At 70.8% G+C, this 9090-nt stretch carries 5 protein-coding genes and 1 pseudogene; 5 read left to right on the top strand and 1 reads right to left on the bottom strand.

What is annotated here, in order from left to right; translation table 11 throughout:
• Nucleotides 1-286 precede the first annotated feature (286 nt).
• The 5 genes and pseudogenes from AWZ10_RS54945 to AWZ10_RS45600 form a co-directional block, all read left to right on the top strand.
• Nucleotides 287-346: pseudogene (locus AWZ10_RS54945) on the top strand (hypothetical protein); the annotation flags it as partial.
• Nucleotides 347-383: 37 nt separating this feature from the next.
• On the top strand, nt 384-632 hold the full coding sequence (locus AWZ10_RS54940; protein WP_052769629.1) for a hypothetical protein: 249 nt from the start codon (nt 384-386) through the stop codon (nt 630-632).
• Between the two features lie 308 nt (nt 633-940).
• Nucleotides 941-3844, top strand: a complete 2904-nt coding sequence (locus tag AWZ10_RS45610) for an AAA family ATPase (protein WP_159058615.1) — start codon at nt 941-943, stop codon at nt 3842-3844.
• A 491-nt stretch (nt 3845-4335) separates the two neighbouring features.
• Complete coding sequence (locus AWZ10_RS45605) at nt 4336-7224, top strand: helix-turn-helix transcriptional regulator (RefSeq protein WP_060894173.1); 2889 nt, start codon at nt 4336-4338, stop codon at nt 7222-7224.
• A 420-nt stretch (nt 7225-7644) separates the two neighbouring features.
• The gene (locus tag AWZ10_RS45600; protein WP_046709612.1) at nt 7645-8208 is read left to right on the top strand and encodes a helix-turn-helix transcriptional regulator; all 564 of its coding nucleotides are present in this window, start codon (nt 7645-7647) and stop codon (nt 8206-8208) included.
• Between the two features lie 192 nt (nt 8209-8400).
• Here the strand turns inward: AWZ10_RS45600 and AWZ10_RS45595 are convergent.
• Nucleotides 8401-9090: phosphopantetheine-binding protein (locus AWZ10_RS45595; protein ID WP_244172787.1), on the bottom strand; the 690-nt coding region annotated here is incomplete at its 5' end.

The raw sequence follows: 9090 nt of genomic DNA, 5'->3' as shown, positions 1-9090 counted from the left end.
CCACATCACCGTGGACCCGCAAGCACGGCTCGCCTGGCACGGCACCAACGTCTTCGGCGCACGCCACCTGCCACTGCTCGTACACCGCGCCTGAGGCGTCCGCGGCCGTCGTCCCTTCCCGTACTCAACTCCCGCTTCGCGCCTCCGACACCACGCCGAACATGCTGTCCCTGAGCACGTTCGCGCGAGCACCCGGAACAGCTGACGCTGGCTGCTGCGCGAGCGGCGGGAGCTGTACGGAACGGGTGCGGTCGACGAACTGCTGCACTGTCTGACGATCTCCCAGATGGGGTCGAGCCGGTGCGCGATCGAGGACGCCGGGATCGGCGGCAGCACGATCAAGGCGGGCCAGACCGTGGTGCTGTCCCTGCCCGCCGCCAACCGTGACCCGGAGGTCTTCAGCGCCACGGACCAGTTGGACGTCACCGTGTCCCCGCAAGCACCTGGCGCTGGGCTTCGGCGCCCACCAGTGCCTGGGCCGGCATCTGGCCCGGACCAGTCTGCGCATCGGGCTGCGGGGCCTCTTCGAGCGGTTCCCGACGCTGCGGCTGGCGGCGCCGGCCCAGGAGGTGCCGCTGCGCGACCGCGCCGTGCACTACGGCGTCGACAGGCTGCCGGTGGCCCGGGACTGAGGCGGCCGGGAAGAGATCACCGCGTCACACGCGGAGCGGAGGGCCTCACGTCGGTGCGGCCTTGCGCGGCTGCCCGCCGCGGCACGAGCGACAGTGCCGCCCATGGAGGCTGCGCGAAGGAATTGTGGAGAGTTCAAGTTCCTCCCATTTATTGGAACTAGGAGATCTGCCAGGCCTGTATAGGCGAAGATGACCTTGGCCGGGTATGCGGCCGGACACCGCCCGTGGTCTCCATGGACGGTGTCCGAGGTTTGGGCGCAGATGCCCCGGTGGCGTCGGGGGCACTCCGGGAGAGAGGGACACGCTTGATGACCACCGCGTGCGCGAGCGGTTCTCCGGAGGCACGGCCGCACGGATCCCGCCCGAAGCCGGTGGAGCGCGAGCGCGAGCTCGCTGTCCTCGGTGAGCTCGCGCGGCGAACCGCGGCGGGCGCCCCCGCCCTGGTGATCCTCGAAGGCCCGGACGGCATCGGCAAGACGACCCTGCTGTGCGTGCTGGCAGCGCAGGCCCGCTCCCTGGATCTGCGCGTCGTGCGGACCCGGGCGGGGCGGGAGGGGCGGGAGGGGCATCGCCTGCCCCTGAGCACCGCGCTCGCCCTGCTCGCCGAGCTGTACGACGGCGGACCCGCCGGGTTGCCCGTGGCTCCTCGGCCCGGCATGCCCAGTGGCTGGGACATCGAGACCGGCTCGCCCTCGCCGTCGTGGTACGACCTGGATACGGGCAACCCCTCCTTCAGCGTCCTGGCCGAACTGCACGGGTGTGTCCGGTCCGCGGCCGCTCGCGGACCGTTGCTGATCGTCGTCGACGACGCGGACGACGCCGACCACGCGTCGCTGCGGTTCCTCGCGCACACCGCCCGTCGGCTGGCCGGACTGCCGGTGTTCCTGGTGCTCGCCCGGCGCGGCGGAACCGACGTCCCGGCACTCGACGAGGTGGCCGCGTCCCCGCTGTGCCAGGTCCTGCGGCTGCGCCCACTCACCCGCGACGGTGTCGGTCTGCTCACCCGGCAGCTCATCGGGGTGGAGACGGGCCCCGCGTTCCAGGACGCGTGTCTGGCCGCCACCAACGGAAACCCGCTGACGGTGACGCAATTCCTCATGGAGCTGCGGAACGAGGAACTCCCGCTCACCGCCGACTATTTCACGCCGGTGGGTGAGCAGGACCTTCCCGCCGTGCGGCTGCGGGTGACAAGGCTGCTGCACCGGCAGCCGGAGGCGACCGTCCAGGGAGCGCGGGCACTGGCCGTGCTCGGCGACGGCGCCTCCCTGGAGACATGCGCACGGCTGGCCCATCTGGACAACTCCGTCTTCGACCGCTCGCTGCTCGTCCTGATCTCCCTCGGGCTGATCACCGCGGCCGACACCACGAACTGGTGCTTCGCTCACGCCCTCATACGCAACGCGGTGCTCGCCGACATGTCGGACGAGGAACGCGCGGCCGCGCACGGCCGTGCCGCCCGGCTGCTGCACGACGGCGGGGAGAGCGCCGCGGACGTCGCCGAGCACCTGCGCCGGGCGCCGACGGCAGCGGCCGACTCGTGGGCGCGGGTCGTACTGCGGGAGGCGGCCCGGGAGGCGATGCTCCACCTCTCGCCGGAGCGAGCGGTGGAGCTGCTGCGGGCGTGCGTGCCGGAGGGCACCGAGAGTGACTGCGACCCGGGCCTGCTGACCGAACTGGGCCTGGCGGAGACGTGGGTGGACCCGGAGGCAAGCATCCGCCACCTGACGTCGGCGCTGGAGTCGGCCCCCTACTCCGATCTGCGGCCGCGGACGCTCGGCGCGCTCACGGGGACGCTGACCCGGCAGGGACAGGTGGCCCGCGCGCTGGAGCTGCTCGCCCAGTACCGTTCCGACGCGGCGGCGTCCCTGTCCGCCTGCAGTGCCCCTCATCTGCTGGAGGCCCAGGTGCTGCTGGCGGCCACCGCCAACCGGGCCTCCATCGCCGAGCTGCTCGGCACCGCGTCCTTCGACCTCTCGCTGTCCGGCGAAACGCCCGACGAGCGCGCCCTCCTCGCGGCCCGCTCACTCATCTCGGTGACACGTGCGAACCGTGTCGCGGACTCGCTCGCCGCGGCCCGCACGGTGTGCCGCCGCGGCACACCGGCCACGGACGCCCCCGGCCACCTCGCCTGCGCCGCCACCGTGCTCCTCTACGCGGATCGGCCGCATGAGGCCGAACTCGTCTGCCGGCAACTGATCGAGGCCACCGACGCGCCGCTCGACCGTACCTGTCCCGATCTGCTCGCGCTCAGCGCGGAAGCCCACCTGCGGCTCGGCTCCCTCGACGCGGCCCTGCGCACCACCGCCGGCACCCTCGGGAACTCCGCGGTCGAGCGCGGCAGCCCACAACGGGCGCTGTCGCTGTCCGTCCGGTTGCACACCCTTGTCGACGTCGGAGATCCGGCGGAGTTCGCCTCTCTGGAAGCGGAGTTGCACGACCCGCTTCGGGACTCCTGGCAGTGGAACGAACTCCTCTGCGCCCGGGGCCGACTGCACCTGGTGCGCCAGGAACCGAAGCAGGCCCTGGAGGATCTCCTGGAGTGCGGACGCAGGCAGACGGCGTGGCAGCGCACCAACCCGGCCGTCTCGTCGTGGTGGTACTGGGCGGGGCACGCTCATCTGGCCCTGGGCGACAGTCGCGCGGCCCTCGCACTGGCCGAGGAGGCCGTCGCCACGGCCCGGTCCGCGGACCTGCCGTGCGTCCTCGGGGCGGGGCTCGGCCTGTGGGCAGCGGCCGTGTCCGAGGACGAGCGGCCGCCCCTGCTGGAGGAAGCCGAGCAGGTACTCGCGGGCACCCGGGCGGCACTGCTGCGGGCGCGGGTACGGGTCGCCCGGGGGGTGGCACTCCACCGGCTCGGATACCGGCAGGCCGCCCGCCAGGTAGCGCGCCAGGGCTGGGAGGAGTCGTACGCCATCGGCGCCCGGTCCCTGCACGCCGACGCACACCGCGCTCTGCTCGCCACCGGCGCCCGGCCGCGCCAGCCGGTCTCCCGGGGGCTGGACGCGCTGACACAGAGCGAGTCACAGGTGGCCCGCCTCGCGGCGGACGGCAGGTCCAACGCGTGGATCGCGGAGAAACTGTTCGTGACGCAGCGGACGGTCGAGGCCCATCTCACCTCGGCGTACCGCAAGCTGGGCCTGTCGGGGAGACGGGAACTGCGCACCGCCCTGGAGATGTCGGAAATGGACGGGGCCGCCGCCCACGAGCGATAGCGCCATTCAGGCCGAGGCACCTGACGGTCATCCCGTTGTCCGCGCCTCGGCCGTCCAGTATCCGTTCCAGCCGCTGTCGCATTTTCGTCAGGCAGTGGGCTATCAGATGAATTGGCGTCGGCCCACGGGATCGCCGTGTCACCCCCGAAGCGATTCAACCCCTCCAGCTCATTGCGGGCGGGTCTACGCGCGATGCATTGGCGCATTCCTCGGCATTCCCTTGGCACGCGAGAGGGAAGACCCTCCAGGGTACAAAAGCGAACCTACCATCTTCCCGGCCGGCCGCGCACACCGATCGATTTTCGGACTTTCACCCCCCAAATTGACACACAGGGGTATTTTCGAATCACGCTTGATCGTCTGTTCGTTTTCCCTTGCTGACACCCCCCTCTCCATGGTCTGCTGACGCTCAAGATTTCAAGGACAAGTGGGTCATCTCCCCGGGACAATTCCGGATTTCTTCTGCATGGGCGATTCCGAGGAGCAGTACGATGCTTTGGGAACGCGAGTCGGAGCTGGCTCAGGCCACCGAGGCTCTCCGCCGGGCCAGGAGCGGGCGGGGTTCACTCCTGGTCGTCCGCGGCCCTCTGGGCGTGGGCAGATCGTCGTTTCTGGAGGCCTTGGCGGCGCTCGCTGGTGAGCAGGGGGCACTGCTGCTCAGGGCCCAGGCCTCGGAGGCCGAGGAAGACTTCGGGCTCGGGGTGGTCCGGCAGCTGGTGGACTCGGCCCTGGGACCGGGCAACGGCAGCGACCGCTGGCTGCGGGACGCGGCCGCCTCATTGCCCGAGGGCGCGTCGTCCTCGATCCCGTCCGGCCCGTCGGCGGACTCCGACCGTAAGCTCTCGGCGGTTCCCTCGTGTTTCGCACCGTGTCGGCGGCATGCGCCCCGGTGGCTGGCCGCGTTTTTGGGCTCCATGTCCGCGGACCGGCCGGTGGTGCTCATGGTGGATGACCTCCAGTGGGCGGACACGGAGTCGCTCCAGGCACTGGCCGTGTCCCTGGCGCGGCGTCGGCAGCAGCGGATCCTCTTCGTCTTCTCCGTGCTGCCGGGCGACGTGGGTGGCACCCGGCAGCACGTCCGACAACTGCTCACGCCCGCCAAGGACTCTCCCGCGTCCGCGGACGAGACCGCAGACCGGACGGTGGAGCTGTCGGCGCTCGGCCTCGACAGCGTGCGCCCGCTGGTGGAGGAGAGCTTCGGGGACGCGGCCGACGCGGCGTTCGTGGAGACGGTGGCCACGCGTTCCGGCGGCAGTCCCCTGTTGCTGCGGGCGCTGCTGGACGAGGCGCAGTACCTGGGGCTGCGTCCCACCTCTGCGCACGCCGCCATCGTCGCCGCCCTGCGCCCAGAACGCATACGACAGCGCCTGGCCGCGTTCCTTCGGTCGCAGCCGGACCATGTACGGCGGGCGGCGTACGCGCTGACCGTGCTCGGCGCAGTCGCGGACTCGCGGTTCGTGGCATGCCTCGCCGCAGTCGACGAGGCACAGGAGGCGGAGGCGATCGACGTGTTACGGCTCGCCGGTCTCGTGGATCCGCACTCCTGCAGACTCACCTCGGGGACCGTGCTGCGGGACCTGCTCGAAGAGCACATGCCGCCCCAGAAACGCACCGCGATGCGCAAGGTGGCTGCCGAACTGCTGCACCGCACCGGCCATCCGGCCGAACTCGCCGCGGAACAGTTCATGGCGGCGAGCACCCTGCGGGGCCAACGGGCGGTGCGGATCCTGCGGACCGCCGCGGACAGCGCCCTGCGTCGCGGTTCGCCGCGGGACTCGGCCCGATATCTGCGACGTGCTCTGCTGGACGGCTCGCTCTCGGGGCGCGACCGAGCCCGGCTGCTCGTCGACCTGGCGACAGCCGAACGCGCTTTCGCCACCGCCGCCTCGGTGCGGCACGTCGTGGAGGCCGTGCCCCTGCTCGACTCGGTTGTGGAACGCGCTGACGCGGTGGCACGGTTGGGGCCGCTGCAGATGGCCCCGCCGACCTTCCGTATCGACGACGTCCGGGCCGAGGTCGCCGACACACTGCGCCGCTACCACAGCGACGACTGGGTGGAGCAGGAACTGATGCTGCGCCTGGAGGCACACGAGCACATCCTCTCGGCACAGGACCCCGCGCACATCAAGCGGGCGCTGCGCAGGTTCCGCGACCTCGGGCCGTCTCCCCGGCTGGGCACCACAGGAGAAAGAGAGCTGGTCACCTCTCTGATGTACATAGCTTTCCTCGCCAACGCCGCCCCCGCCGACCGGTTGGCGGGCCTTGCCGCCCGGCTCCTGGAACAGGAACCGCCCGCACCCGAGCACGTCCACTCCACCATCCCGCTGGCCGTGACCGTTCTGGCCGCGGCCGGGCGGACGGAGGGCACGGCCGGCTGGCTGCACGAGGCGTACCGGCTGGCTCAGCGCCGGGGCGGTGACGTCGAGCAGGCCGTCATCCGGTGCGAACAGGCCGTGGTCGCGCTGGCCGACGGGCATCCGGCCGACGCCGGGGACAAGGTGCTGCGGGCCGACGCCCTCGCGGGTCCCGAGACCAGTGGTCTGCCCACCATGTGCGTGGGGGCTCTCGCGAGGGTCGCGCTCGCCACCGGCGAGCCGGAGCTGGCAAGGCGGCTTCTGACCCATCACCGGCTGGACGCCGAGAACCAGTACCTGACGGCACTGCTGCACATGGCCCGCGGCTCCCTGGCCGCCCGGCGCAACGAGCCCCGCGGCGCGCTCTACCACTACCGGATGGCGGGCCTGCACACGGAGCAGATCGGTTGGAGCAACCCGACCGTCCTGCCGTGGCCGTCCGGCACCGCCCTCATGCACCACCGGCTGGGCGAACATGACGAAGCCCTGGCCGTGGCCCGGACGGACGTGGACCGATCCCGCGTCTGGGGGGCGCCCGCCGGTGTCGGCCGCTCTCTCGTGGTCCTGGGCAGGATCACCGTCGGCCAGGAGAGCTCCGAGTGCCTGGAAGAGGCCGTCGCGGTCCTGGAGAAGGGCAGCAACGGCTACGAGCTGTGTCGTGCGCTGTACGCGCTGGGAACCCATGAGGAAACGGGTCGCGCCAGGCGGACCGCCGCCCTGAAACGGGCACAGGAGCTGGCCACCGAATACGGAGTCCACAGTCTCGCGAAGAGCATTCGCGAGCAGTTGACGGGCGGCTACTCGAAGGGCACCGAACAGGCGGGGCATCGGCTCACGCCGTCCGAACGAAAGGTCGCGGAGCTGGCCGCGGCCGGCCTCAGCAACTCCGAGATCGCCAGCCGGCTGGGCACGTCGTCACGCATGGTGGAGAAACATCTGACCCGATCCTATCGGAAACTTGACATTTCGGGGCGCTCCGACCTCATCAAGGCGCTCAAGGCCCTCGGGGACGACCAGCCGCTGTGAACCCCCTCACCACGGGCAGCAGCGATAAACGCCAACCGTGGCCGAATATCAACCCGCCCACCGCACCACCGAACCACCGAACCACAATGTTTTGCAGTCACGCAAAAGTTTGCTTGACCCTCCGCAGGCGCATTCTTAGGCTCGACCACAGTTGATCAGGTGCGATCACGATCGGCGCAGGTAGGCCGGATCTCGATCCAGCACTGACCATCTCCGCTCAGATCCCTCGGGGCGAACCCCCCACATCGGAATGCAGAAAGACGGTGCGCCGCATTGACCACGCGAATAGAAGGCACCTCGCACAACAGAGACAGAACGGCGGAATCGCAACCTGGCCTAGCCCCCAACCGGCCTCCGCACGATGTGCGCCCACGCGGAGAGGACTGCCGCCGCGTATACACGGCACAGATCGATACCGCTATGCACATCGTGGCAGCGGAGCCCGCCTTTTCCCGCCAGTTCGGCCGCAGCTCGGCCGACACCTGTGGACGGAATCTCTACGAGCTGCTGCACCCCAGCTCTCCCTCGCTGCTCAACCGGCACTTCAACCGCCTCTCGGAGGGACGCTCCAACCGCTTCGCCGAGCGCATGGTCGGCATGGGCTGTTCGGGCCGGGCCTTCTCCGGCGAGCTGACCGGCATCGCCGTGCAGAACACCACGGGGCACCTCGCGGGGATCGTCGTGCAGGTGCGGCCCGACGAGGGCACGACGGGCAGCGAGCCCGAGGCCGTCGTCGGCTCCCGGGAGGCACTGCTCAGCAAGCTGGACGCGCGGGTCCTTGAAGGGGTCGCCAGTGGCGCCTCCACGGTGCAGCTCGCCGCCCGGCTCTACCTCAGCCGGCAAGGTGTCGAGTACCACGTCGGCCTCATGCTGCGGAAGCTCAAGGCGCCGAACCGGGCCGCCCTCGTGGCGCGCGCCCACTCCATGGGGATGCTGACGGTGGGCCAGTGGCCGCCGCGGGTACTGCCGGAATTCATCAAGTAGGCGACGCCCCACCGCTCGAAGGACACGCACGACACACTCCCGGCGGCAGCAAGTCCGCCGTGGCATCCGACCACATCTGTCTTCAGCGGCCGCACCTCTTCCGGTGCGGCCGCTGACTCGTATCACCTCGTCCTTCGCCCGCGACCGCCGGGAAACCTGCCACTCACGGCTTCCCGGCGTCGGCTCGCGCCATTACTGCTCCAGCTCGCGGCTGATGAGGTCGAACAGTTCCTCGTCACTGGCATCGTCCAACCGGTCGCCGAGAGCCGGGCCGCCCGCGTAGTCACCGTCGACGGCGCCGGTGTCCTCCATCTCGCTGAGGAATGCCCTGAGCCGGGTCCCCAGCAGGGTCCGTATGTCCTGGTCCGGATCCGTCTTCATGATGCGGGCGATGCTGCTCTCCACCTCGGCGAGCATGGTCGTGACGGAGCCGGTTTCTCCCGCCAGCGCGCCGTCGAGATACCGGGCGAGCACGGCCGGGGTCGGATAGTCGAACACCAGCGTCGCGGGCAGCCGCAGACCGGTGTCGGTGAGGAGGGCGTTGCGCAGCTCCACTGCCGTGAGCGAGTCGAACCCCATGTCGCGGAAGGCGCGGTCGGGGGCGACGGCGGTGGTCTCGGCATACCCGAGGGCCCTGGCCGCGGCCCTTCGCACGTGGTCCAGGAGCGCGGTGGTACGCCCCTGGGGCGACAGGGTGGCGAGGTGCTCGACGAGGGCGGGAAGCCCCCCGCCGGAACCGTGCGCCTCATGCGGCGTGCCGGGGCCCGGCCTGTCGAGCGCGGCCAGCGCTTCCGCCGCGTGGGGGAGGCTGGTCAGCAGGGGGCTGGGACGACGACTGGTGAACGCAGGAACGAACCGCTCCCACTCCACATCAGCCACCAC

The organism is Streptomyces europaeiscabiei (assembly GCF_001550375.1).
Classification (GTDB): Bacteria; Actinomycetota; Actinomycetes; order Streptomycetales; family Streptomycetaceae; genus Streptomyces; species Streptomyces europaeiscabiei.
Note: the sequence above shows the minus strand (reverse complement) of the source record. Positions and strands in the feature narration are given on the sequence as shown.